At 69.3% G+C, this 24,259-nt stretch carries 22 protein-coding genes; 2 read left to right on the top strand and 20 right to left on the bottom strand.

Annotation, left to right across the window (positions count from 1 at the left end; all coding sequences use genetic code 11):
- Positions 1-14: 14 nt before the first annotated feature.
- The 20 genes from CFB50_RS33975 to CFB50_RS33880 are packed head-to-tail and all read right to left on the bottom strand — an operon-like array spanning position 15 to position 21,487.
- Positions 15-1,094 carry an ABC transporter permease gene (locus tag CFB50_RS33975; RefSeq protein WP_089448833.1) on the bottom strand — a complete coding sequence of 360 codons (1,080 nt, stop codon included), beginning with the start codon at positions 1,092-1,094 and terminating at the stop codon, positions 15-17.
- Entirely contained in the window at positions 1,087-2,100 is a 1,014-nt protein-coding gene (locus CFB50_RS33970; protein WP_089448832.1) for an ATP-binding cassette domain-containing protein, read from the bottom strand. Before CFB50_RS33970 ends, CFB50_RS33975 begins: the two co-directional genes overlap by 8 nt.
- A gap of 13 nt (positions 2,101-2,113) precedes the next feature.
- Positions 2,114-3,187, bottom strand: a complete 1,074-nt coding sequence (locus CFB50_RS33965; protein ID WP_089448831.1) for a TauD/TfdA family dioxygenase — start codon at positions 3,185-3,187, stop codon at positions 2,114-2,116.
- Positions 3,188-3,190: 3 nt separating this feature from the next.
- The gene (locus CFB50_RS33960) at positions 3,191-3,853 is read right to left on the bottom strand and encodes a class I SAM-dependent methyltransferase (RefSeq protein ID WP_069249723.1); all 663 of its coding nucleotides are present in this window, start codon (positions 3,851-3,853) and stop codon (positions 3,191-3,193) included.
- Between the two features lie 35 nt (positions 3,854-3,888).
- A complete protein-coding gene (locus CFB50_RS33955) occupies positions 3,889-5,145 on the bottom strand; it encodes a citrate/2-methylcitrate synthase (protein WP_089448830.1) in 1,257 nt (418 codons plus the stop codon).
- A 1-nt stretch (position 5,146) separates the two neighbouring features.
- Positions 5,147-6,997, bottom strand: coding sequence for an acyl-CoA dehydrogenase (locus CFB50_RS33950; protein WP_179254268.1), 1,851 nt, complete (start codon positions 6,995-6,997; stop codon positions 5,147-5,149).
- Positions 6,997-8,088, bottom strand: a complete 1,092-nt coding sequence (locus tag CFB50_RS33945; RefSeq protein ID WP_069249720.1) for a hypothetical protein — start codon at positions 8,086-8,088, stop codon at positions 6,997-6,999. Before CFB50_RS33945 ends, CFB50_RS33950 begins: the two co-directional genes overlap by 1 nt.
- Entirely contained in the window at positions 8,085-9,659 is a 1,575-nt protein-coding gene (locus tag CFB50_RS33940; RefSeq protein WP_089448828.1) for an acyl-CoA ligase (AMP-forming), exosortase A system-associated, read from the bottom strand. The genes CFB50_RS33945 and CFB50_RS33940 overlap by 4 nt, the downstream gene beginning before the upstream one ends.
- A gap of 24 nt (positions 9,660-9,683) precedes the next feature.
- Positions 9,684-10,859 (bottom strand): PLP-dependent decarboxylase, encoded by a 1,176-nt coding sequence (locus tag CFB50_RS33935; RefSeq protein WP_089448827.1) that lies wholly within the window; start codon positions 10,857-10,859, stop codon positions 9,684-9,686.
- On the bottom strand, positions 10,849-11,832 hold the full coding sequence (locus CFB50_RS33930; RefSeq protein WP_089448826.1) for a ketoacyl-ACP synthase III family protein: 984 nt from the start codon (positions 11,830-11,832) through the stop codon (positions 10,849-10,851). The genes CFB50_RS33935 and CFB50_RS33930 overlap by 11 nt, the downstream gene beginning before the upstream one ends.
- 3 nt (positions 11,833-11,835) lie before the next feature.
- Positions 11,836-12,819: a ferritin-like domain-containing protein gene (locus tag CFB50_RS33925; protein ID WP_179254267.1), complete on the bottom strand. Its 984-nt coding sequence runs from the start codon at positions 12,817-12,819 to the stop codon at positions 11,836-11,838.
- 1 nt (position 12,820) lies between these two features.
- On the bottom strand, positions 12,821-13,444 hold the full coding sequence (locus tag CFB50_RS33920) for a hypothetical protein (protein ID WP_089448825.1): 624 nt from the start codon (positions 13,442-13,444) through the stop codon (positions 12,821-12,823).
- A gap of 1 nt (position 13,445) precedes the next feature.
- Positions 13,446-14,330, bottom strand: a complete 885-nt coding sequence (locus tag CFB50_RS33915; RefSeq protein ID WP_089448824.1) for a hypothetical protein — start codon at positions 14,328-14,330, stop codon at positions 13,446-13,448.
- 7 nt (positions 14,331-14,337) lie between these two features.
- On the bottom strand, positions 14,338-14,592 hold the full coding sequence (locus CFB50_RS33910) for an acyl carrier protein (RefSeq protein ID WP_011350104.1): 255 nt from the start codon (positions 14,590-14,592) through the stop codon (positions 14,338-14,340).
- A gap of 58 nt (positions 14,593-14,650) precedes the next feature.
- Positions 14,651-15,760: a hypothetical protein gene (locus tag CFB50_RS33905; protein ID WP_089448823.1), complete on the bottom strand. Its 1,110-nt coding sequence runs from the start codon at positions 15,758-15,760 to the stop codon at positions 14,651-14,653.
- A gap of 15 nt (positions 15,761-15,775) precedes the next feature.
- Positions 15,776-17,095 carry a hypothetical protein gene (locus tag CFB50_RS33900; RefSeq protein WP_089448822.1) on the bottom strand — a complete coding sequence of 440 codons (1,320 nt, stop codon included), beginning with the start codon at positions 17,093-17,095 and terminating at the stop codon, positions 15,776-15,778.
- A complete protein-coding gene (locus tag CFB50_RS33895; RefSeq protein ID WP_089448821.1) occupies positions 17,085-17,825 on the bottom strand; it encodes an outer membrane lipoprotein-sorting protein in 741 nt (246 codons plus the stop codon). The genes CFB50_RS33900 and CFB50_RS33895 overlap by 11 nt, the downstream gene beginning before the upstream one ends.
- Positions 17,822-19,039 carry an ABC transporter permease gene (locus tag CFB50_RS33890; RefSeq protein ID WP_089448820.1) on the bottom strand — a complete coding sequence of 406 codons (1,218 nt, stop codon included), beginning with the start codon at positions 19,037-19,039 and terminating at the stop codon, positions 17,822-17,824. Before CFB50_RS33890 ends, CFB50_RS33895 begins: the two co-directional genes overlap by 4 nt.
- Positions 19,011-19,721: an ABC transporter ATP-binding protein gene (locus CFB50_RS33885; protein WP_069249709.1), complete on the bottom strand. Its 711-nt coding sequence runs from the start codon at positions 19,719-19,721 to the stop codon at positions 19,011-19,013. The genes CFB50_RS33890 and CFB50_RS33885 overlap by 29 nt, the downstream gene beginning before the upstream one ends.
- Positions 19,718-21,487: a fatty acyl-AMP ligase gene (locus CFB50_RS33880; RefSeq protein WP_306427294.1), complete on the bottom strand. Its 1,770-nt coding sequence runs from the start codon at positions 21,485-21,487 to the stop codon at positions 19,718-19,720. The genes CFB50_RS33885 and CFB50_RS33880 overlap by 4 nt, the downstream gene beginning before the upstream one ends.
- A 417-nt stretch (positions 21,488-21,904) precedes the next feature.
- On the opposite strand from CFB50_RS33880, the gene CFB50_RS33870 reads away from it, so the two are divergent.
- On the top strand, positions 21,905-22,852 hold the full coding sequence (locus CFB50_RS33870; RefSeq protein ID WP_089448818.1) for a fatty acid desaturase family protein: 948 nt from the start codon (positions 21,905-21,907) through the stop codon (positions 22,850-22,852).
- A 37-nt stretch (positions 22,853-22,889) separates the two neighbouring features.
- Positions 22,890-23,762, top strand: coding sequence for a ferritin (locus tag CFB50_RS33865; RefSeq protein ID WP_089448817.1), 873 nt, complete (start codon positions 22,890-22,892; stop codon positions 23,760-23,762).
- The last annotated feature ends 497 nt before the right edge of the window (positions 23,763-24,259 follow it).

The raw sequence follows: 24,259 nt of genomic DNA, 5'->3' as shown, positions 1-24,259 counted from the left end.
CATCGGGCGACGCGTCACGCGTCGTGCCAGCGGAACAGCCGCGCGGCGGCGAACAGGAACAGCGCCGTGCTCGCGGCCATGCCGAGCAGTTGCGGCGCGAGCTGCGCATACGGGGCACCGTCGACCAGCGCGCCGCGCAGCGCGACCGCGAACTGGTTGGTCGGCAGGAACGCGAGCACCGCCTTCAGCCAGGCCGGCGCGTCGTGCATCGGGATCGTCAGGTCGCTGAAGAACAGCAGCGGGTAGTAGGTGACGTTGCACGCGAGTTCGGCGGCGGCCAGCGATTTGGCGCGGCTCGCGAGCAGCACGCCGATGCTGAGCACCATCGCCGCGCCGAGCAGCACGATCGGCAACGCGCGCAGCCCGTCCGGCGTGGCGATCGGCAGCGCGATGCCGAACGCGACGCGCGCGACGGTCAGCAGCACGAGCGCCGACAGCGCCATCATGATCATCCGCGCGACGATCAGCGCGGCGAGGAACACGCCGCGCGAGACCGGAAAGCACACGTACAGCTTGAACGTATTGCGTTCGCGCAGCGATGCGATCGCGGTCGTCGTCGAGTTGAGGCCGATCGCCATGAATGCCATCACGAGAATGCCGGTCGCGAAGAACGCGCCATAGTCGAACGGGCGGCGCGCGGGCGCCGCGTTCTCGAAGCGGGCCTGCGCGGCGGGCAGCCCGAGCCGCTGCGCGGCGCAGCGCGCGAGCGCGATCTCGACGACGCGCGACGCGGCCTTGACCGCGAGCGAGCCGTTGAAGTCGTAGCGGATCGTCGCCGGCGTGCGCTCGTCGTTGCCGAGCACGACGGTCACGCGATCGGTTGCCGCGCCGCGGCCGTCGAAGGTCGCCTTCACCGTGTCGCTGTGCGTGAGGCTCGCGACGATCTGCGCTTCGCATGCGCGGCTGTACGGGGTCGCGCCGCCGGGTACGGCGAACGCGATGTCCGCGGTGCCGAGCGAACCCGATCCGCCGAACGCGAACAGCATCACGCTCAGCAGGAACACCGGGAACACGAGCGTCCAGAACAGCGACGAGCGGCTGCGCAGATAGCCGAGCAGCTCGTTGCGCACGAGAATCAGGAACACCTTAGTCATGGGTGGGGCCCTCGGTACAGAGGCGCAGCAGGTCGCCCGGCGTGCTCGGCGCGAGCGCGAGATGCTGGATGCCCTGTTCGCCGACGATGCGGTGCACGTTCGGATGCAGCGTCGCATCGCCGAACACCTCGACGACATGCGCGGCCGATACGCGCACGCCGGTCACGCCCGGTAGCGCCGCGAGCCACTTGCGCAGCGCGCGCGCGTCGGCTTCGTCGCGGCAATGCAGGACCGCGCGGGCCTCGCCGACGAGCTCGGCGCGCAGCGCGTCCTTGTCGCCCTGGTAGCGCACGCCGCCGTCGCGGACCCACACGAGATCGTCGACGACGGCGAGCTCTTCCTCGGCGTGGCAGATCATCGCGACGCTCGTGCCGCGCGAGCGGTGGCGCAGCAGGTCGATCACGACGCCCGCGTAACGGCGGTCGAGCCCGGTGAACGGTTCGTCGAGCACGGCGAGTTCGGGCCGGTGCGCGAGCGCCACGTAGAGATCGATGCGCTGGCGCTGCCCCTTCGACAGCGCGCGGCACGGCTTGTCGAGCAGTTCGGCGATGCCGAGCGCATCCGTGACCGCGGCGTCCGCGTGCACGTACATCGCGCGGTGCAGCGCGACGATCTCTGACACGCGGAGATGGTCGGGATACTCGACCTTCTGCAATTGCGCGCCGATGCGCCGCAGCGACGGCGTATCGCGCATGAAGCGCGCGGCCGGCACGTCGAGCACGCGCACGTCGGTGCCGCCGCGCCGGAAGCCGAGCAGCGTTTCGAGCAGCGTGGTCTTGCCGGAGCCGTTCGGCCCGACGATCGCGGTGACGGCGCCGAGCCGGAATCGCACATGCCGTGCGGAAAAACGGAAATCGCCGGCCGCGACGTCGATCGCGCGCGCGCCGAGCGCCGCGCCCGGCGCGTGCGCATCGGGCAGCGGCTGCGTGGCCGTGCGCAGCGGCCGGTCGAACGCGGTGTGCGGGCCGAACAGCGCGCGCACGGAGGCGAGGAACGATTCGCTCATCGTCGGCTTCCTGTCAGTCGAACAGCATGACCTGCGTGTCGCGCGCGCCCCGGTACGGGTTGCGGCCGTGCGCGACCAGCATGTTGTCGACGACGAGCACGTCGCCGGCCTGCCACGGGAATGCGCGCTCCTCGTCGTCGAAGGCGTCGTAGATCGCGACGAGATCGTCGAACGGCATCGGCGACCCGTCGCCATAGCGGATCTCGTACGGGAACGCGGCGCGCCCGCCGTACATGCGCTGCAGGTAGCGGTAGCTGAGCTCGCCCATCGAGCGCGGGTTCGGGTGCTGCGCACTCGCCTGGTTGAACCACACGGTTTCGCCGGTGCGCGGATGCGTGCGCAGCGCGCTGCCGACGTGCGACACCGTCACGCTGCCGTCGTCGAGCCAGCGGCAGCCGACGCCGCGTTCCGCGCACAGCCGCTCGACCTCGTCGCGCTCGGTCGTGCCGAATGCGTCGTCCCACGGCCGGTGGTATTCGGCGAACGGCATGCCCGGATGGGCGGCGAGGCCGTCCGCGCGCGCGCCGGGCGCTGCGAAATTGCGCAGGTACATCACGCCGCGTTCGGCGAACCGTTCGCGCAGCGCGGCCGGCACGCGCGCCGTCACGCGGCGCATGTCGCAGATCGGCGTCTCGCCGCCCGCGTCGGCGGGCTGCCGGCAATAGAACGCGACGAGGCGCGGGAACGCGGGCATGTAGGCCATCTCCTGGTGCAGCCCGATCTTGAACGGCGGCGGCATGCGGGTCGACTCGTACACCTGGCCGTCGATCTGCTTGCGCGGCGCGGCGCCGGCCGTGTAGCCGTTCGCGTACGCGGGATACAGTGCACCGAGCTGGCCGAACGCGGCGGTGTCGGGCACCGCGAAGCCGCGCCACAGCAGCGCGCCGCACGCGTCGAGCAGCGTGTCGATCGTGTCGAGCCGCGAGCGGTACCACGCGACGAACATCTCCGGCGAGGTCGCGAGTTCGGCGCTGCGCGGCGTCACGCACAGCGGCAGCGTCGCGCCGGGCGCGAGCGGCGCGCAGTGCACGTCGTCGGCGCCGAGCCGCGCGGCGGCGTGCGCGGCGAGGAAGGCGAGGTCGGTCATCGCTCAGGCCAGCGCCGGTTTCTTCAGCAGGATCTCGAAGCCGAGCGCGCCGAGCCCGGCGCTCGGGCTGTAGATCGACGCGACTGCCGCGAGACCGGCTTCGGCGACGAGCGCATGCGCTTCGTCGAGCGTGATCTTTTCCTCGACGTGGGTCGGCGGATAGTCGGCGGCGGCGCGCATCTCGGTGAAGCGGTCGAGCAGGTGCTGCGGCGCGTCGCGGCGCATGTCGTGCACGAGCGCGATGCCGCCCGGTTCCAGCACGCGGTACATCTCGGTGAGGCTCAACGCCTTGTTCGGCAGGTGGTGCAGCGTCGCGCGGCCAACCGCCATCGTCAGCGTGCCGTCGTCGAACGGCAGCGCGAGCGCGTCGCCGACGCGCATCTCGATCGTGTCGTCGAGGTCGAGTTCATGGATGCGCGGACGGCCTTCGTCGAGCATCGCCGGATCGAGGTCGATGCCGACGTAGCGCCAGCCGCGCATCGCCGGGTCGGTCGCGAGGCGTACCGGCACGACGCCGGTGGCCGTGCCGATGTCGGCGATCACGCCGGGCGTCATCCCGCGTGCGAGCTGGCGGATCCGGCTGATGAACAGCAGGTCCCACGGTTCGAGCGTTTCGGTGGCGAAGCGATCATAGTCGTTCGCCGGGCGCAGGTTCTTGAGCAGCATGACGGTCCTTTTGCGGAGTGCGGAGGGATGAGGGTTCACAGCCAGCCGACCGGCACGGCGGCCAGCAGCCGTCGCGCGGTCGCGCTGTTGACGCCGAACGCCGGGCGGCGGCGCCGCTCGACCGCATGCGCGGCCATCGCCGCGATGCGTGCGCCGAGCCCGACGCCGACGCCCCACGACGGCGCGGCGACACCGAGTTCGAGTAGCGTCGCGGCCGTCAGGAAATCGATGTTCGGGCGCAAGGCGCGGCGCGCGTCGGCTTGCGCGCAGCACGCGTCGAACAGCGTCACGTACGCGCCGTCGAAGCCTTGCGCCGCGAACCGCGCGCGCATGTGCGGCGGACGCGGGTCGGCGACGAACAGCGGATGGCCGAAGCCGTACAGCGTGCGTTTCGCATCGAGCGTGGCATCGATTGCCGCGCGCCCGGTTGCGTCGAGCGCGGCAGGCGGTGCGCCGGTGCCGCCCGGAACCGACTGCGCGAGCGCGGCGAGCCACTGCATCGCTTCGAGCGCCGCGCCGACGTGCGACGGCCCGCTCGCGAGAAAACCGGATGCGATCGCCTGCGTGAGCGTGACGCCGGTGCCGATCGCGACCCGCGGCGCGAGCACGGTCGGCGTGATGTAGCCGAAGCCGGCGTGCCACGCGACGAGCAGCATGTCCATCGCGGCTTGCGCCGGCGCATCGGCGCGCGTCGCGCCGGTCAGCACGAGCATGCGTTGCGCCTGGCTCGACGTGCCGGCGAGCGATGCGCCGATCGAGTCGTTGCGCGCGGCGAACGGGCGGCCTTCGATCGCCGCGTGCAGCAGGAACGGCGCGGCGGCCGCGCATAGCAGCATCGTGTCGAGGTCGGCGTCGCCCGGCGCTTCGCCGTGCACGCGGGCCGTCACGTCGTCGAAGCCGCGCAACAGGCCGGACGCGGCCGCAAACACCGGCGCGACACCCGCCGCGCCGAGATCCGCGGCGACGGATTGCGCGGCGGAGCCGGGGGCCAGGGCATCGGCGAACGCCGCGAGCCGCGCGCCGATTGCCGCTTCGTGTGCGCGATGCGCGGCGCTACCGGGTGCGACGTCGAACCACAGGTGCGCGAGCGCGCCTTCGAACGTCGTTGCGCCGATCAGCGCGTTCAGGTCGAGATCGCGCACGCGCAGCGCTTCGGGTTCGAGCGTCGCGCCGTCGATGTCGGTGCCGCGATGGCGCGTCGCGGGGCGGCCGAGCAGGTTGCGCGGTGCGTCGCCGGCCGAGGTGGTCGTGGCGGTTGCAGCGGTCGTACCGGAATCGAGCGTCGTATCCATGTCATTCCACCTGCGCGAGTTCTTCGCTGCTGACACTGATCGCCGCATGCGCCATCGCGGCGATCACGGCCGCGTGCTGGTCGACCACCGGCAACACGTTCGCGAAGTAGTAGCGCGCGCTTTTCAGCTTGCCGCGATAGAACGCGAGTTCGGCCGGCGTATCGGCGGTGTCCGGCGCGTCGAGCCGGCGCGCGGCGATCGTCGCCGATTCGAGCAGCACCCACGCCGACGTGACGACGCCGAACATCTCGAGAAAGCGCGTGTAGAACTGGCTGCTGCGGTGCGTGTGACCGTCCTGCACGTCGCGCGCGATGTCGTCGAGCGCGGCGGCGATCCGGTCGGCGCCCGTGCGCAGCGCATCGAACAGCGGGCGCAGCTCCGCATGCGTGCCGGTGTGATGCTGGCGCGCGAGGAACACGTCGAGTTCGTCGCGGTAGTACTGGATCAGCCGAGAATGGCGGCCGAAGCCGAGCTTGTCGCGCACGAGGTCCTGCGCCTGGATGTAGTTCGTGCCTTCCCAGATCGACAGGATCTTCACGTCGCGCGCGTTCTGCTCGACCGGGCTCGCATCGGTATAGCCGAGCCCACCGTGCACCTGGATCGCGGTTTCGCAAATCCGCCATGCCTGGTCGGAGATGAACGCCTTGCAGATCGGCGTCAGCAGCAGCTGGAGCTTGCGGTGGCGCTCGATCTCGGCCGGGTCGGCATCGGGCGTCGCTTCGAGCATCGCCGCGCGCGTGGCGGTCGCGGCGAGCTTGCCGAGCAGGCCGCGACAGCCGTCGACGCGGCTCTTCATGTCGACCAGCATGCGCTGTACGTCCGCGTGCTCGACGATCGCGACGCGCGCGGCGTTGGTGTTCGACGCGCGCTCGATCGGCCGGCCCTGCAGCCGGCGGCCCGCATACTCGACCGCATGCAGGTACGCGCTCGACGCGACGCCGACGCCGAACATCCCGGTGCTCATCCGCGCCTGGTTCATCAGCGGCATCAATTGCAGCAAGCCGACGTTGCGCCGGCCGCCGAGCAGCCAGCCCTTGGTCGTGCCGTTCGACCCGAACACGAGGTGCGTGTTCGCGCAGCCCTTGAGCCCCATCTTGCGCGGCAGGCCGATGCAATCGACATGGTTCGACTGCAGCTCGCCCGTTTCCTCGTCCGGCCAGAAGCGCGGCACGACGAGGCACGACAGCGAGAACGAGTCCGGTGACGCGGTATCGATGCGGCCGAGCACGAAATACAGCGTGTTCTCGGTCAGCTCGTGCATGCCGGCCGAGATGTAGACCTTCTCGCCGTCGATCGCGTAGATGTCGCGCTCGAGCGGCGTCGCGCGCAGCGCGACCGCGGTGAGGTCGGTGCCGGCCTGCAGTTCGGTCGCGCAGAAACAGGCATCCCAGCGGTACGCCTCGAGCGGCGTGATTAGCGTCTTCTGGTGCGGCGTGCCGTGCATCTGCAGCAGCTTGATCGCGGGGCGCGTGAAGCCGCCGTACGTCATGAACGACGGGTTCGCGCCCATGAACATCTCGTAGATCATCTGCGTGACGATCGGCGGCAGCCCGTGCGCGGTGCCGAACAGCGTGTTCGACCATTCGTCGCGAAACCGCGCCCACAGCGCGTGGAAATGCGACGGGATGCGCACCTGGCCGTCGTCGAGCAGCGTGCAGCCCTCGACGTCCGCCTGCTGGTAGCTGCGGCCGAGGTCGAGCGCGAAGTCGCGCGCGCGTTCGAGCAGTGCGTCGATCGCCGCGCGGTCGTGCGTGCCGTAAAGGCCGTGTTCCGCCAGGAATCGCCGGTCGGCCTCGAACAGTTCCCACAGAAAGAAGCGCAGTTCGCGCAGGCTCACCTTGTAGGCGCTCATCACGCGTCTCCTTCGATATCGAGCGCGGCATCGAGGCCGCCGGCGAGGTCGACGACGGCCGCCGCCGCCGCGCCATGCAGTGCCGCATCCCACACGAGCACCGTGCGGCGTTCGCCTTCGTCGAGCGCGCCGGCGAGCCGGATCAGCGCGGCCGCCGATTCGGCCGACGACAGGTGGCCGGCCGCTTCATGCTGGATGCGGGCGGCGACCGGGATCGACGCGGCGTCGGCCACGCGCGCCGCGAAGCCGGGATCGAAGCCGGGCGGTACGCACCAGTCGATCTCGCCGGCGCGCAGCCCGGCCAGGTCGAGCGCGCGGCGGATCGCACGCGCGGCGACCGGCGCGAGCGTGTCGCGCAATGTGCCCGGCGCGTCGGCCCACGGATCGGCGATCGACGGCCCGAATTCCATCGCAACGGACCGCACGCCGCCCCAATCGGCCGGCTCGGGCGCCGGGCCCGCCCGCGACACGAGCAGCGCGGCGGCCGCGTCGCCGTAGCCGACCAGGTCGCCGAACTGGCGGAAGAACGGGTAGAGCCACTTGTCGCTGAGGATCACGAGCGCCTGGTCGCCTTCGTCGAGCAGCCCGTCGAGCAGCATCAGCGCCGAATACCAGCCGAGCGTGCCGTTCTGGCCGAGCGCGAACGGCGTCACGCGTTGCAGGCCCAGTTCGTACTGCATGCGGCCGACGACCGAATCGCCGATACCTTCGTTGAGCGCGCAGCTTGCGACGATCACGTGGGTCGTGCGGGCCAGCTGCCCGGAGCCGAGCTGGTCGCGCAGGTCGAGGGCCGCGTCGGCGGCGAGATCGGCGAGGCTGCGCCCGGGCGGCGCGACCCGCAGCGTGGGCCGGCCGCCCGGCGCGAGGCGCGTGCCTTCGTCGGGCGTCAACGCACCCATCCCGCGCGGCCGCGCAAAGCGCGCCTGCGGCAGCAGCAGGTGCCGGTAGCCGGGATGGCGTTCCTGCGCCTGGATCGCGCTGAACACGACCGACGGCGGCAGCACCACGACGCCGCCCGACAGGGCCAGCGTGCCGGGCTCGGCGACGCGGCGCGCGCCGAGGCAGGTTTCATCGAGCGTCGACAGGGTCATGCTGCGGTCTCCTCGTTCGTGTGCGCGAACGCGTCGCGATACTGGTTTTTCAGCGCGGGGCGGTCGATCTTGCCGTTCGGGTTGCGCGGCAAAGCCGGCAGCGGCTCGACGACGAGCGGGCACATGTAGGTCGGCAATGCGTCGCGGCAGGCGCGCGCGATGTCGGCGCGGCACGCGTCGGCGTCGAGTGTCGAGACGACACACGCGGCGATCGCCTCGCCGAGCGATGCGTGCGGCACGCCGAATACCGCCGCCTCGCGGATATGGGGCAGCGCGAACAGCACGTCCTCGACCTCGGTCGGGCTCACGCGATAGCCGGATGTCTTGATCATGTCGTCGCCGCGCGCGACGAAATACAGGTAGCCGTCCGCGTCGCGCCGCACGATGTCGCCGGACCACACGGCGACGTCGGGGCGCGGGATCTCGCCGTGCCGGCGCGGCAGCGCGCGAAAGCGCTGCGCGGTCAGCTCGGGCCGGTTCCAGTAGCCGAGCGTGACGAACGCGCCGCGATGCACGAGTTCGCCGGGTTCGTCGGCCGCACATTCGCTGCCGTCCGCGCGCAGCACGAGGATTTCGGCGTTCGGTACCGCCTTGCCGATCGACGTCGGGCGCAGCGCGGCGTCGGCCGGCGGCAGGTACGTCGAGCGGAATGCCTCGGTCAGCCCGTACATCAGGTACGGCGCGGCGTTCGTGAACAGCGCCTGCAGGCGGTGCAGCAGCGGCGTCGCGAGATGGCCGCCGGTGTTCGCGAAGCGGCGGATCCGCGTGCGCGCCGTGTCGCTCCAGCCGGCGGACGCGAGCTGCATCCACAACGGCGGCACGCCGGTGATCGACGTCACGCCGAACGCATCGCAATGGCGCGGCACTTCGGCGGGCTGCAGGAAGTCGAGCGGCGCGTAACACGCGCCGGACGCCAGCGCGGTCGTGAGCTGGCTCAGGCCCGCGTCGAAGCTGAGCGGCAGCACGCCGAGCACGACGTCGTCGTCGGCCAGCCCCTGGTACGCGGCGACGCTGAATGCGCCCGACACGAGGTTGCGATGCGACACGACCACGCCTTTCGGCTTGCCGGTCGAGCCGGACGTGTAGAGCAGCGCGGCGGGATCGTCGTCCACCGGCCGGCCGGCGGGGGCCGGTGCCGGTGTGTCGGTGCCGGGCGCGTGGATCGCGTCGGCCAGTTCCTCGATCAGCATCGCGCGTTCGCCGACGAGCGCGGCGAGCGCCGGCAGGCGCTTCAACCGCTGCGCGCCGGTCATGAACAGCGCCGCGCCGCTGTCGGCGACGATGTGTTCGATCTGTGCTTCCTTCAACTGCGGATTGACCGGCACGAAGATCGCGCCGAGTGCGTTGGCCGCCAGCATCGCGACCACGGTTTCGATGCGCTTCGGCGCGTAGATGGCGACGCGCTCGCCGGGCTGCACACCGCGCGACGCGAGCGCGGCGGCGGCGCGGCGGACCGCGCGCGCGAGCTGTTCGTAAGTTATCGTGCCGCCGCCGTCGGCATACGCGGGATGTTGCGGCCAGCGCGCGGCGCCGTGTTCGAGCAGGTCGGCGACGCTGATCAGGGCGTTCATGATCGGCTCCTCTCTCAGGTGGGTCTAGGCGGGCCGCACGTACACGTGCGCGGCTTCGTGGGACAGGAAATCCGCCATCGAGTACGTGCGGTGATACGCGCCGCAGCGTGCGAACACCGCGATGTCGCCGACCTGCGGCGGCGCGCTTGTGTCGTCGCGGCCGATCACGTCCGCGCGGCTGCAGGTGCTGCCGACATAGATCGTCGGCACGCCGCGTACCGGCGGCGCCGCAGCGCGGCGCACGAGCGACGGCGCGGCCAGCCGGCGCATCACCGATTCGGTCTGCGCGAGCAGGAACGCATGCGACAGCCCGCCGTCGCAGACGGCGATCGTGCGGTCCTGCCACGTCTTGACCGCGACGACGCGCGTCGCGAACACGCCCGCATCGGCGAAGATCGCGCGGCCGGATTCATGCGCGAGCGAGTACTGGCCGGCCAGCGGCGCGAGCGCGGCGGCATAGCGCTCGAACGCGGCATCGGCCGGGTGATCGTCGGCAAAGCCGCCGCCGAGGCTCAGCGACGCGAGCGGCGCGCCGTTGGCGGGCGCGAGATCGCGGGCGAGCGCCGCGAGCCGCTCGGGCAGCACGAGCGTGTCGGGTTGCGTCGCGTCCTGGCGGATGAACGAATGCGGGCCGGAGAACACGTGCAGCCCGGCCACCGGCAAACCGGCAGCGGAGAGCGTGCGCACCGCGTCGTGCGCCTCGTTCGGCGTCATCCCGAAGTGGTCGTGCCATAGCGCGCGCGCATCGTCGCCGGCCAGCGCGCCGGCATTCACGCGCAGCAGTACGGCGCCCGGCGTGCTGCCGCCGGCCGCCGCCTCGCGCGCCAGCGGCACGAAGCGCGCGACCGCGTCCGGGTTGTCGAGCACGAAATGGCAGCGCGACGCGAGCCCGGCGCGCATGAACATCTCGTCCATCGACGGGTTGTTCAGGTAGCGCGGCGTCTTGATCCGGCCGATCACCGCATCGAGTTCGCCACGGCTCGCGAGTTCGACACCGTCCTCGTACGCATGCGCGCAGCGCGCGAGCATGTCCTGGTTCGGGTTCGCCTTCAGCGACACGATCAGCCGCGTGCCGAGCCGCGCCTTCAGCGACCGGTAGCGCGCGATCGCGACTTCCGGCTCGTACACGTAGCACGGCGTGCGCAGGTCGGCGATCCACGCGTGGTCGCCGGCGGGCGGAAGCGGGCGCTCAGGCGTCATGGCGGTCCACCGGATGGAGCGTGGCGGCCGCGTACGCGCCGCAGTTCGACTGCATCACGCCGAGCACGCGCTGGCCGCGCGCGACCGCGTCGAGCCCGACGTCGGCCAGGTTGATCGGAAAGTCCGAACAGCACGCATGGCCGCGCGCATGGATGTTTTCCGCATAGAGCCGCTCGGCCGGCACGCGCATCGCGCGGCACAGCGCGTTCCAGCCCGGCAGGTCGGCGTTGTGCGGCAGCACGAGTTCGTACGCGTCGAGCGCGTGCGGCTCGAGTGCGACCGCCGCGTCGATCGCCTTACGGGTGTACGGCCACTCCATCATGATCAGGTCGGCCTCGTTCGCGGCGACGGTATCCGAGCCGCGATGCCATTTCGCATGCGTCTCGATCGCGATGCCGCCGAGCCGGTTCTTCGTGCTGTTGCGCGCGATCAGCATCGCGGCCGCGCCGTCGCACTGCACGCCCGTCATCTGCCGCATCCGGTAGTCCTCGCCGTACACGCGGTCGGACGACACGACGAGCGCCGCGTCGAGCTGCGGATAGCGGCGCATCAGCGCGCGCACCGTCTCGATGCCGGCCGCGACCGACACGCAGTTCAGCTGTGCAACCGAGCCGAGCCACAGCGGTTCGATGCCGAGCTGCGCGGCCAGCTCGTGCGGCAGGCTGCGCGGCGCGGGCGGCACGCTGAACTGCTGCGTGTGCACGTGCACGATCGCGCCGATGTCGGACGGATGCACGCGCGCGGTGTCGAGCAGGCGGCCGGCCGCCGCGATCGCGAGATCGGTCTCGCTCGTGTCGAGCGCCATGTGGAAATAGCGGCTGCCCGAGTGCGCGATCGCCGCGGCCCGTTGCGCGGGATAGTCGCGCTCGGCGGCCCAGGCCTCGATATCGACGGGCAGGCCCGGCAACTCGTAGGCCACCGCGTCGATGCCGATCCAGAAATCGCGTGACGCTTGGGAGGAGGTCGTCGTCATGGTTCAGTTGAGCGGCATCGCCGCGTAGTCGAGGACGTCGAGTTTTTCGAAGGTCGCCTGCACGGTCGGCGTGAGCAGGCCCATCTCGCGGATCGTCGGCACCAGGCGCCGGAAGATCGAGCGGCGGATCGAGCTGGAGACCGGCGATTCGCGCACCATCGCGCTGCATTCGCGCTTCGACAGCCCCATCGGTTCCCAGATGTCATCCGCGCACAGGTGCTCGTACAGCACGGCCGCCCCTTCGCAGACGAACTCCTCGCGCTCGCGCAGTTCGACCGCGCTCATCTCCGCATACACGCGGCACAGCGTGATCCGGCCGACCGCGAAGTGGCGCGATTCGTCGCGCTGGATCCGCACGAACAGGTCCTTGATGAACGGATCGGTGCTGTACGCGACCACGCTCTGGAAGATCGACAGCGCGATGCCCTCGACGAGCACCTGCATCCCGAGGTTCGTCATGTCGAGCGCGCTGCTCGTGATCGTGTCGTGCAGCAGCCCCTTCAGCGAGCGGCTCATCGGGTAGCTGACGTCGAGCTTTTCGTTGACGAGCTTCGCGTACGCCTCGACGTGGCGCGCTTCGTCCATCATCTGCGCGGCCGCGCACAGCCGCGCGCTCAGGCCGTTCTCGGCCGATGCGAGCTTCGATGCGCAGATCAGCGCGGCCTGCTCGCCGTGCAGGATCTGCGACAGCAGCCAGCCCTGTGCGTGATGGCGCACCTCGCGCTTGTCGGCCTCCGAAAGCTTGCCCCACAGCTCGGTGCCGTAGATCAGCAGCGTCGGGTCGGGCATGCCGAGCGGGTTCGCCGGATCGAGGTCGTGGCTCCAGTCGACGTCGGTCGCGACGTCCCACTGCGCGGCCTTCGCCTTTTCGTACAACCGGTTCAGCGCCTCTTCGCGCAGTGCGTAGTCGTTCGACATCAGGGCGTCGACGGGCATCGACCAGCGGATGTCGGCCGTGTCCTGCATAACGGTGAGCGTGTCAGTCATTTCAGGGTCTCCCCGGCCGCGCGGCGGCGCCGGAATGATGGGCGGAATCGGTAAGCGTCGTGGCGGCGGCGCGCGGGGCGGCCGGGTGCGGGTCGAGGCGGATCGCATACGACGGCCAGGCGCCGCGCAGCTGCGCATCGAAGGCGTCGGCGAGCCGCGCCGGCCAGATCGCGCAGCACACGCGGTTGTCGCCGGCGAACTCCGCGTCGCGCAGGATCCGGTCGCCGATCCACACGACCGGTGCGCCGCGCGCGGCGTCGCGCAACGCTTCGTCGTACAGGTGCACGCCGAGCAGCACGTGCGGCGCGAGCAGTTCGGCCGGCAGCGCGCCGAAATACGGCGCGCAGACTTCGATGAACACGCGTGCGTCCGGATGCACGTCGTCGCGGATCCGCGTGGTGACTTCTGCGAGGAATGCGAAGTACTGGACGTGGTCTAGCAACACGCGGCGATCGCCGGCGAGCGCATCGCTGGCGTCGTACACGTTGCCGGCCGTTTCCGCGAGGGCGGCACGCGCATAGTCGGCCGGCGTGTCGAGCGGCATCCGGTACGCGCTCGCGGCGACCGCGACCGGCTGCCGCGCGTCGCGCTCGATCCGGTAGGTGAAGTGAACGGGTCGCACCATGTCACGCCTCGTCGTCGAGAGAGAACGTCGCGTCCGGCGCGAACGCGACGTCGGCGATCGCGTAATAGCCGTTCAGCGCGAGCGAGCAGACGGCCGCGCGGCGCGGCGTGTCGCCGTCGCGATGCGCGAGCAGCACCGACAGCCACGGATCGCTGCCGAATGCGTGGCCGAACAGCCCGTGACCGTCCGGCAGCAGCGGCGTCTTGCCGACGGACGCGAGCAGCGCACGGCGCGATGTCGCCGGGAAGAACGGCAGCGCCGCCTGCAAGCCGGGGCGGGCCGCGCAGAACGTGCGGATGTCGCGGCCCAGCCGCACGACCGCGCTGGCCGGCGGCGCGGCCTCGGCCAGCACCGACGGCGCCGACGGTGACGCTTCGCGGCCGACGTCGACGAGCAGCGAGCACACGCCGAAGCCCGAGCGACCCCAGGCGGGGTTGCCGTGCCAGTACGTGAAGCCGTGCACGTCGATGTCGACGATCTGCAGCAGCAGCGTGCGCGGTCCGGTTTCGGCCGCGGTCGCGAGCGAGCGGCGCAGCACGTAGCCCCAGCCCGCGCATTCGTACGAGCAGGTCATCCAGTCGGGCGTGTAGTCGTTCGCGCCGGCCAGTGCCTGCGCGAACACGCGATGCTGCGGCGAATCGTTCATCAGCAGCATCGACAGGATCGTCGAGCTGACCACGTAGTCGTCCGCGCCGACCGCGCCGCACAGCCGCTCGCGTTCGGCGCACGCGAGCGTGCCGATCGCGCGGGTCGTGTCGTCGAGCGGCACGGCCGCGCCGTCGCGCGACGGCGCGACGCGCCGGTACGCGAGCGCCTGCACGGTCAGCGCAGTGGCCGGGGCCGGCTGGGCGGCGGCGGCCGCCGCGGTCGCAAGGGGCGCGAGCATCGTCGTGTCAGGCGGCGTGCTGCTGGCGGCGCAGCTGCGCGTCGAGCTGCTGCAGCGTCGTGTACTGCGTGATGTTCAGCGCTTCCGGGTCGATCGAACCGTAAAGCTGTTCGCAGAACACGATCAGCTCGACGATGTTCAGCGAATCGATGCCGAGTTCGCCGATGCCGGCGTCCGTGTCGACGGTTTCGACGTTGAGGATCTTCGCGACTTCGCGGGACAGGATGTCGAGCGCGTCGGCCGGAACGTTCTGGGTCGTCATGAGAGGAGCTCCTGATAATGAAGTGGGTTGATCGGGATCGATCGGCCTGTCGCGTGGGTCAACTGCCGGCTTCGCAGCGCAGGCTCTTGCGAAGCTCGTGATAACAACGGTACGAACTGCCTTCCATCTTCGAAAACGCCAGCAGGTCGCGCTGGTCGTCGAAAGTCGCCACCCTGCCGTCGCGCACGAGCGCGGTCAGGAATTCGTTCGACAGCAGCTTGATCGCGAGCACGCGCTGCACCTTGCCGAAGCTGTAGTGCGCGTCGTCGGTCTGGCTGCGTGCGGCGTCCGTGATGAACTGGTGGACGGCACGCGCGTCGGCGTCGAGTTCGACGCGGCCCGTTTGCGCGAGCCAGCCGACGTGCGCCATCAGCGCGCGGACGAAGTAGGGGCGCACGACGGTCAGGTACTTGTTGAACACGGTCGGGCCGCCGATCCGCAGGCGATCCTCGGCATGGACGCGCGCCTGGCCGCCGACGTTCGCGAGCTGGAGGTTGCCGGCGAGGAACGGCGCGCCGCAGGTCGTGCGCTTCAGCTTGCGGTACTCGTCGGGCCACACGAGGTAGGCGGCCGGGAACATCACGCCCGGCAGCCGCGCGGCGACCACCGCCATGCAGTCGCGATGCGCCTCGATGCCCCATACCTTGTCGACGGTGAGCGCGAGGCCGTTGTCGTCGCTGCGCACGACCGTGCGCCATGCGGCGAGCGTCGGACCGCCGCCGTCGCTCATCAGGAACGCGAAGTTGTGGCCGCTGTCGATGCAGTCGCACGCGCGACGGTTCTGGTCATCGGAGAAGAACAGCCCGAACATGATGCGGATGAACGCGCGCATGAACGGTTTGAACAGGTGATGAAACCCTTCACGGCCGATCTGTTCGAGCAGTGCTTCGGTGAGCGGCGCCTCGTCGTGCCGCAGCGGCGTCGACGCGGACGAATCGGGCAGCACGTCCGGCGTGGCGGCATGCAGCGCGATCACCATCTCGCTGTCGAGCAACCGCACGGCAGCGGCTTCGACGAGCCGGGCCGCCGCGCGCGGCGGCGTGCCGAGCGACGCGATCGTGTCGAAGTGGCGCAGCACCGGATACGCGGCCTGGTCGGCCACGCGCAGCAGCAGCGGCGCGGTCGCGAGCGGGTCGGCGGACGAAGCGGGAGCGGAAAGCGTGGACATGGGGCAGGGTTCCTGTCAGAAGCGCACGCGCACGGCGGCGTCGATACGGGTGCCGAGACCGACCATCCGGTACTCGGCGTTGCTGTCGGAGAACGCGCGGGTGACCGCGACATCGACGCTCACGCGCTTGTTCACGTCGGCGACGACCTGCGCGATCGCGAGCAGGCCCTTGTCCTGCGGCGAATAGACGCCGCGCAGCGAATACTCGACGCGGCCGATCTTCTTGCCGAGCCGTGCGAACAGGTAGTCGCGCAGGTTGCCGTCGACGCTCACGAAATTGGCCGTGCCGCCGAGGCCGGCCAGCGCCGCGCCAGGCCCGACGGGCAGCAGCGCGTTGTTCGCGCGGACCGCGCCGACCATCTGGCGCCACTGGTTCGCGTCGTAGCGCGCCTCGTCGTGCGACCACTCGACGATCAGCGAGAAGTTGCCGGGCAGTGCGCTCTGCATGCCGACGGCGCTGCGCCACATGAACTGGCGATCGTTGCGGCGATCGACGGCGTCGTACGCGGCCGGCGAATCGAGCGGCGTGCCGTTCGCGATGAAGGCCGGCAGCGGCCGCGTCGTGCCGCGTTCGAACCACGCGCTCGCATAGACGGTGTTCGAGCGCGCGACGTCGAACGACAGCGTCGCGCCGGCGCCGCCGTGGCCCGCATGCCGGCCGGCGAGTAACGCGGCGGAACCGCCCGACCAGTTGTACGCGCCGCGCACGAACTGCGTCGCGCCCTGCACGTCGCGGTTGTCGACGTCGCTGCGCAGCGTGCGGTTTTCCCCGGCGATGAACTGCAGCGTGGTCTGTTCGCCGGCCCATTTCGCTTCGACGAGCGGCGTGCCTTCGACATCGCCGTAGCGGTCGTAGATGTCGGCCGTCGCGGCGCGCTTCTGGAAGAAGCCGAGCGGAAAGAACGCCTGCGACGTGTCGAGCGGATCGATCCGCTTGCCGGCCGTGAGCGTGATGCCGTTGTCGAACGCGTAGCGCACGCCGGCCTCGTTGAAGCGGGTGGCCTGCGCGCCGAGCGAGTGATTGCTGGCCACGGCACGTGCGTTCATGAACAGGTTCTCGCCGTCGATGCGCGCGAGCAGGCCCGCTTCCTGCAGGTTGCGCGGCTGGTCGCCGATCAGGTTTCCTAACAGCGCGTGTCCGTCCATGCTGTCGACGGTGCGTGCGTACGCGATGCCGTTCAGCGTGCTCAACTGTTCCATCAGCGATTCTCCGTGCGCGAGCGTGCAGCCGAGCGCAAGCGGGACGGCGAGCGCGGCGGCGGGCCAGCGTCGGCCGGATGATGGAAGGCGGCGGTCACGATGGGCGTCGACATGGGCGTTGTTGTCACTGGCCATCGGCGAGCGTGTCGGGATTGAACCAGCCCGACGGAATCTTGCGCGGCTGGCCGTCGAGGATGTCGACGACGCTCGCGCGCTGCTTTTCGATCTCGTTGCGATACGTGATCTTGCGGATCACCTTGCGCCCGTTCGCATCGACCGGCGCGGAGAAGTCGGCGCTGCGGAACAGCAGGCCGCTCGCGAGGAAGAACTGCGCGCGCACCGGCACGTCGGTGTCGGGCGTGACCCACAGCTTGATCGTCGGGTAGACGTTGTCGGGATCGGTCGCGGTCAGGTCGAGCTCGGTGGCCGGCTTGCCGGCGATCGTCGTCGCGCCCGGCGCGGCCGATGCGTGATAGCTGTCCGCCCAGTGCGTGCGCGTGATGTCGCTGATCACGACCTCGCCCTGCAGCCGCTGCATCCCGTTGATGCGGACCGCGCTGCGCGTGTTCGGCACGTAGAACCAGTGGCCGCGCGTCGTCGCGAGGTATTTCTGGCCGTCGTTCTCGCCGCCGCGCGTCAGCGCGAGCGTGTCGCCGTTGCCGCGCGTATAGACGAGGTAGCGCGTCGCGTCGCCGGACTGCCCGCCGACTTCGTTCGTGATCTGGATGTTCGTCTGCGTATCGGCGGCCGTGCTGCGATATGCGTCGGCACGGGCGAGCATGGTCTGGGCCGTCGGGGCGTCGGCGGCATGAACGAGCGGCGCGCACGCGACGAGCGCGGCGGCCAGGTGGCGAATGCGAATCATGGGGCGAGTCCTTCGAGGATGTTGCGTTTGGCGAGCCCGAGCGTCGCGAGCAGCGCGGCGGCCACCCCGAGCACGACGAACGCGCCTTCGACGGCGGCCACGGCGGCCGGCGAGACCGTGAATTCGAGCAGGATCGACTTCACGCGCCCCGGCGGCGGGGGCAGGTGGATCTGTGCGTGATTGAGCGCGACCATCGTCAGCAGCGCCACCGCGATGCCGGCGGCGGCGCCCAGCAGGCCGAGGAAGGCGGTCTCCTGGATCAGCACCCCGCGCACCGTCGCCGCCGGCACGCCGAGCGCACGCAGTGTCGAGATCTCGCGGCGGCGCTCGACGATGCTCATCAGGATCCAGTTGCTCATCGACAGCAGGATCGTCAGGCAGAGAATCGCGCCGAACACCGAGAACTGGTTCTTGTACAGCGCGACGACCTGGTGATAGAGCGACACCAACTGGTCCCAGGTCTTCACGTCGAGCGTCGGCAGCGCGGCACGCAACGTCGCGGCGGCGGCCGGCGTGCGCGCGGTGTCCGACAGGAACACCGCGAGGCGCGACGCGCGGTCGGTGCGCAGCAGCGCCTGCGCGGCCGTGAACGTCACGTTGACGATCCGTTCGTCGACGTCCTTGTTGCCGGTGCTCATCACGCCGACGATCTGCGCGTCGGTCGCGTTGATGCCGCCGTGCGCGGTCGACGCCATCAGCTGCACGACCGAGCCGACGTGCACGCCGAGCTTGCGCGCGAGTTCGGCGCCGACGACGACTTCGGTGCCGGGATTCGTCGGCGACAGGTAGCGGCCCGACAGCACCGTGTGATAGTCGAAGAAGCCTGGCGGCTCGCGGTTCGGCTCGATGCCTTCGCCGACGAAGCCGTAGCTGAGATCGCCGTTCGAGATCAGCCCGTCGAAGTCGATGCCGCGCGCCGTGGTCGCGACGCCGGGCAGTGCCGCGATCGCGTGCTTGGCGGTGGCCTGTTCGTCGGCGGTCAGCCCGTACTGCAGCGGACGCTCGCCGATCAGGTCGAGATAGCCGTGGTGCAGCACCTGCACGTGGCCGACGCCGCTGTCGATCGATCCTTCGCGCACCGCATCGAAGGTCGCGATCACGTAGCCGAGCGCAAGGCTCGACGCGAACGCGGCGACGCCGATCATCGCCATCGTCAGCACGGTGCGGCGCTTGTTGCGCCAGAGGTTACGCCACGCAAACGTCGACCAGTTCACGATTCACTCCCGGTACGCCGTCGCGCATCTCGATGCGACGCGGCAGGTGGGCGCACAGACGATCGTCGTGCGACGCAATCAGAAAGGCGGTGCCCAGCGTGCGGTTGGTGTCGAGGATCAGTTCGGCCACCGCCCGTGCGTTGGTGCTATCGAGGCTGGCGGTCGGTTCGTCCGCGATCACGATCGCCGGCTCCTTCGCGAGTGCGCGGGCCAGCGCGACCCGTTGCTGCTCGCCGCCGGACAACTCGCCAGGACGATGACGTTCGCGCGCGGCGAGCCCCACCGCGTCGAGCATCGCGCGGGCGCGCTCGCGCCGCGTGCGCGGCGTGCCCCACGCGAAGCAGCCGAGCTCGACGTTTTCGAGCGCCGACATCACCGGAATCAGGTTGAACTGCTGGAACACGAAGCCGATGCGCTCGCGGCGAATCCGTTCGAGCGTGTCCGGCGCGTCGTCGATCCGGCGGCCTTCGAGCCAGCGCTCGCCGGTGCTCGGCACGTCGAGAAAGCCGGCCAGGTTGAGCAGCGTGCTCTTGCCGCTGCCCGACGGGCCGACGAGCGCGACGACGTCGCGCGGGCCGATCGAGATCGTCGCGCCGCGCACCGCGACGACGCGGCCCGCGCCCTCGTACACGCGCGAGACGTCGCGCAGTTCGAGCACCGGCGTGAGCGTGGCGGTCGTCATGCGTACGCTCCCTGGCCGGCTTCGGCGGCCGCCGCCGCGTGGATCAAGGGCAGCGCGCCGGTCGCATAGAGGTCGCGGCACTTCAGGCGCTGCAGCTTGCCGCTCGTCGTGCGCGGCAGCGAGCCGGGCTCGACGAAACACAGATCCTGCGCGGCGAAGCCGATCCGCGAGGCGAGCAGCTGCTGGCACTCGGCGCGCGTCTGCGGCGTCGCATCGACGGGCCGCGCCTCGATCGCGACGACCAGCCGCTCGGTGCCCGTCTCGGGATCGGGCAGCCCGAACGCGATGCAGGTGCTCTTGCGCAGCGTGCGATGGGAGGCCAGCGCTTCCTCGATTTCGTGCGGGAAGTAGTTGCTGCCGCGAATGATGATGACTTCCTTCTTGCGCCCGAGGATATGGAGCTGGCCATCCGCGACGTAGCCGATGTCGCCGGTGCGGAACCAGCCGTCGGCCGTCAGCGGCGCGGCGATCGAGCCGTCGTCGGGATTCAGGTAGCCGAGCATCAACGACGTGCCGCGGATCGCGACTTCGCCGACCGCGCGATTCGCCAGCGCGTGGTCGCCGTCGTCGAGGATCCGGAACGCCATGCCCTCGATCGGCGTGCCCATCGCCAGCACGGTTTCGGTGTCGGTGTCGGTGTCGGCGCCGTCGTTCGCGGCGGCCGGTTGCGCGTCGCGGCGCTCGATCAGCGCGCGCCGGTCGAGCGTGTCGGCGATCACGTACGGCGCGCCGTCGACGGTGCCTTCGTGCCACGCACGATGCATCGATACCGCGAGCGTCGATTCGGCCATCCCGTAGCACGGCTGCAGTGCCGATGCCGCGAGACCATACGGCGCGAACGTCGCGGCGAAGTCGCGCAGCGTCGCGTCGTCCACACGTTCGCCGCCGATGAAGATGTTGCGGCACGCGGAAAGATCGACGCCTTCCATCGCGGCGGTATTGAAACGGCGCACGCAGTAGCGCAATGCGAAGGTCGGCACCGATGTCGTCGTGGCACGCACCGACGCGATGCGCTTCAACCAGCCGAGCGGATTCCGGATGAAGCTGTTCGGCTGCATCATCAGCAGCGGCGCACGGTAATGCATGTTCGACAGCAGCGTGAGCAGCCCCATGTCGTGATAGAGCGGCAGCCACGACGCGGTGCCGTCGCCGGCCGCGAGGTCGAAGCGCACCGACCCGCCGATGCCGAGCACGTTCGCGATCACGTTCTCGTGGCTGAGCACCGCAGCCTTCGGATGCGACGTCGAGCCCGATGTGAGCTGGACGTGATGCGGATCGCGGCCATGCTTCGCGCTGATCAGCGCGCGCGCACCGGCATCCGCGGCGAGCGATAGCGTGTCGAGATCGACGACGCGCGTGGACGAAGCGGGAAACGCATCGTCGCGCCAGACGGCCGACTGCGCATCCGCGGCGATGACGAGGCGCGGCCGGTACAGCTCGCATGCGACGTCGATCACCTGCCGCCCGGTGGTGGCGCGACGCGCGGGAACGGGCACGGTGCAGGGCAGTGCGCCCGTCATCACGCAGGCCATCATCGCGGCCGCATGCTCGACCGACGCGGGCAAGGCCAGCATCACCATGTCGTTCTCGCGCACATCGAGTTCGCGCAGTGCGCCGGCCTGGCGAAACACTTCTTCAGCGAAGCGCCGGTACGTGATGCTCGCCTCGTTGCCGGCGTCGTCGACGAACGTCATGCGATGCATGGCGCCCGCGACGTCCTCGAGCGATTCGATGAGGCGATGAATGGTGGATGCGCACTTCGTCACGAGGATTCTCCCCTTGAGGAACACGGCCGCTCGCGCCACGGTGCCGGCGGCGCCGTTCGTCGAGTGAGGGGATTCTTGCCGGATCGACATGACGCGACAAACGGAATATTTGCAGGCTATGCATGAGCAGCACGCATCCACTCGGCGCTGCCATGTGTGTATACGTGCGAGCCCGCGCGAGGTGAATGGTCGGTGCGCATTCGACCGGTCGTCTAGTTCACGATGTGGTGCGCTCATGCGCGGGCGTCATGCAATGCGTTCGGAAAATTCGCTTGTCCGAAGCATCGACTCACAGAAGAATTGCAACCCGGCAGCGCGCCAGTGTCGCCGCGTCATCGTGCCGGGCAGAGTCCGGCCAAGGAGAGCATTTTGTCCGTCACCTCATCGCTTCTCGCCCGTCAGAAACCGGTTGCAGACATGAAGAGCCGCCCGAGCGGCGTCGTCTTCTCGCTGAAGCTCGCGGTCTACGTCGCGCTCATCGCGCACGGCATGCTGTTCGCGCTGTCGACGGTTGTGGTCCTGAAGATCGTCGGCATCCTGCTGATCGGCGCGATGTACGCGCACGGGGTCGAGCTGCAGCATCAGGCGCTGCATTACCAGGGATTCAGGAGCAAGCGGCTCAACATGGTGTTCGGCGTGCTGCTCGGCATGCCGATGCTCGTGTCGTTCCATGCATACCAGGACAGCCATCTGCGCCATCACCGGTTGCTCGGCACGCCCGAGAACAAGGAGTTCTTCGACTACGGCGACCAGTACGGCGCGAGCCCCGTCGTGAATCTCGGCCTGTGGGCGTGGCGGCTGTCGATGGCCGCGCACTATATCCAGTTCGCGAAGAACGTCGCGAAGCTCGTCGTGCCGGGCGCCAGTTTCGGCGACAACCCGCTCGTGTCGCGTGCAATCCGCCGCGATCACCTGCTGATGGTCGCGGCGATCGCGCTGCTGGCCGGCGTGTCGTTCGCGCTGCACACGTGGTTCGTCGTGTGGGTGTGGGTCGTGCCGCTCGTGTTCGTGGCCGCGCCCGTGCATGCGCTGGTCGAGATGCCCGAGCATTACCGCTGCGACCTGACGAGCACCGACCCGTTCCGCAACACGCGGACGATCGAGAGCAATGCGTTCATGACGTGGTTCACGAACGGCAACAACTATCACGTCGAGCACCACATGATGCCGAACCTGCCGATCGAGCGGCTGCATGATCTGCACGGCGCGATCGGGCCGCGTATCCGCTATTACCACCGCACCTACCGCCAGTTCTATTACGCGCTGCTGCGCGGCAGGCTGTCGCCGCGCACGGTGGACGACGACGCGGACGATCGTGCGCCCGACGCCGAAGTGGCGGCGCCGGCGTCCACGCAGTCGGCATGACCGGGCCGGTGCCGTGCCCGAATGCCTTTCAACGGCGGTGACGACGATGCTCTATCCGGAACTTTTCAGGTCGCTGGAAGCGGTGCGCTGGGACATGGAGACGGACATTCCGTGGGACACGTTCGACGCATCGCGGCTCACCGACGAGCAGGCCGAGACGATCCGGATGAACGCGATCACCGAATGGTCGGCGCTGCCCGCGACGGAAATGTTCCTGCGCGACAACCGGCACGACAGCGACTTTTCCGCGTTCATGAGCGTGTGGTTCTTCGAAGAGCAGAAACATTCGCTCGTGCTGATGGAATACCTGCGCCGCTTCAAGCCGGAACTGGTGCCGACCGAAGCGGAACTGCACGCGGTGCGCTTCGAATTCGACCCGGCGCCGCCGCTCGAGACGCTGATGCTGCACTTCTGCGGCGAGATCCGCCTGAACCACTGGTACCGTTGCGCGGCCGACTGGCACACCGAGCCGGTCATCAAGCAGATCTACGAAACGATCTCGCGCGATGAAGCGCGCCACGGCGGCGCATACCTGCGCTACATGAAGAAGGCGCTGAACGACTGCGGCGACGTCGCACGTGCCGCGTTCGCGAAGATCGGCGTGCTGATGGCGTCGGCGCGCCGCACCGAGAAGCCGCTGCACCCGACCAACCTGCACGTGAACCAGGCGCTGTTCCCGCGCGACACCGTGCAGTCGCGCCTGCCCGATCCGGAATGGCTCGAGCGCTGGCTCGACGAGCAGATCCGCTTCGACGGCGAATGGGAAAAGAAGGTGGTCGAGCGGATCCTGCACAACCTGTCGATCCTGTTCGAGCGCCCGTTCACGACCGCGCAGGAGCTGAACCGCTATCGCCGCGAAGTGACCGCGCGAACGCCCCGTGTGACGGACGGCGTGGTGGACAGCGTATAGCGACGCGCATCCCGTCCGGTAAAGGGCGGAACCGATTCCGGACGACAGGGTGGCGTCATGCATACGGGTTGCCGTTTCCGGGCGGCGGAATATTCATTGCCGGACATAATTGGTTCATCAATTTACGGGAATTGCATGCCGCAATTCAATTTCATGCGTTTAGTATGTTTTCGTAAACATGAAATCTCGGATTTAAATGGTATTCCGCATGTATGTTGAAGTGCGTTTTCTTCTCGCAATCCGGTAAATGAATAAAACTGTCTGGTAATTGAAATTGTATTGTAGGCATGCGGACGTTCGTCTGCTATAGCGTCAGCATGGTTGTCACAGCGTCGATTTGTGCCTGTAATGTCCTGTTTTTATGCGAATTTGTCGGTCATCTTTCGCGCCATTCCAGCTGCTTATTGATTTACAAAATCACTACTTGATAATGGTAATGTAAGAATATCTGGCCGATGAAAATCGATAGATAAATACAGGTGTCACGATTGAAAATA

This window comes from Burkholderia sp. AU33423 (assembly GCF_002223135.1).
Lineage (GTDB): Bacteria > Pseudomonadota > Gammaproteobacteria > Burkholderiales > Burkholderiaceae > Burkholderia > Burkholderia lata_D.
This window is presented reverse-complemented; position numbering and strand designations above follow the sequence as displayed.